Here is a 1272-nt window from a genome sequence, read left to right on the forward strand (position 1 = left end):
TGACCTGCCACGGGATTTTTCCTCCACCGTCGATTAGAGTCCGGCCCAACTTGAGGACGGACAATGAAGCGAACAAGATTCACGGACGAACAGATCATCGGCATTTTGGCCGAGCACGAGGCAGGCGCGAAGTGCGCTGACCTGTGCCGCAAGCACGGCATGTCGGAAGGCACCTTCTATAACTGGAAAGCCAAATTCGGCGGCATGACTGTGTCGGAGGCGAAGCGGCTGAAGACACTTGAGGATGAGAACGCCAGGCTAAAGAAGTTGCTGGCCGAGCAAATGCTCGATCTGGCCGCGATGAAGGAACTGGTCTCAAAAAAGTGGTGACGCCTGCCGTTAAGCGCGAGGCGGTCGCGCATCTGAAAGCCTTTTTCGGGCTATCGGAACGGCGGGCGTGTCGGATTGTCGCTGCGGACCGCAAGATGGTCCGCTATCGAACGCAGCGTGCGCCGGACACGATGCTGCGCGGACGGCTGCGAGAACTGGCGAACGAGCGTCGACGGTTCGGTTATCGGCGGCTCTTCGTGCTTCTGAGGCGGGAGGGCGAGCCTTCCGGGATCAACCGGATCTATCGGCTCTACCGCGAGGAAGGGCTGACGGTGCGCAAACGCAAAGCACGCCGCAAGGCTGTCGGGTCACGGGCACCGATCTTGGTCGAGGCGCGGCCCAATGCCCGTTGGTCATTGGATTTCGTTCATGACCAATTCGCCAATGGCCAGCGCTTCCGGGTTCTCAACGTGGTCGACGACGTCACCCGTGAATGTCTCGCGGCAATACCGGACACCTCGATATCGGGGCGCCGCGTGGCACGTGAACTGACGGCCCTGATCGAACGCCGTGGCAAGCCCGGAATGATTGTCAGCGACAACGGCACGGAACTGACCTCCAACGCCATCCTGCGGTGGTGTTCCGAGCACCGGATCGAATGGCACTACATCGCGCCAGGCAAGCCGATGCAGAACGGTTTCGTAGAGAGTTTCAACGGCCGGATGCGCGATGAGCTGCTCAACGAGACCATGTTCCGTAACCTCGCTCACGCGCGCGTCATGATCGCCGCTTGGGCTGCCGACTACAACACCGAGCGTCCGCATTCGGCCTTGGGCTACCAGACCCCGGCTGACTACGCACGGGCCCTGACCACCGCAATCGCCCGCCCCGCTGCGCGAGATGAAAGCTCCGCGCGTCGGGCGATTGCTCAACCTGCGCCAATCGGCGTAAACACTAACCGGGCTCCGGTCGCGGCTGGATGAAAGTTCAGTGGCAGGTCAC

General features: G+C 61.5%; 1 protein-coding gene. It reads left to right on the plus strand.

What is annotated here, in order from left to right; all coding sequences use genetic code 11:
- Positions 1-63: 63 nt before the first annotated feature.
- Positions 64-1253, plus strand: a protein-coding gene (locus J4E08_RS24420) for an IS3 family transposase (RefSeq protein ID WP_349540723.1) whose coding sequence is annotated in 2 segments (ribosomal slippage) — positions 64-316 and positions 316-1253 — 1191 coding nt in all. Because the reading frame shifts where the segments join, the coding sequence is not laid out codon by codon here.
- The last annotated feature ends 19 nt before the right edge of the window (positions 1254-1272 follow it).

Source organism: Sagittula sp. NFXS13 (assembly GCF_040148795.1).
GTDB classification, from domain to species: Bacteria; Pseudomonadota; Alphaproteobacteria; order Rhodobacterales; family Rhodobacteraceae; genus Sagittula; species Sagittula marina.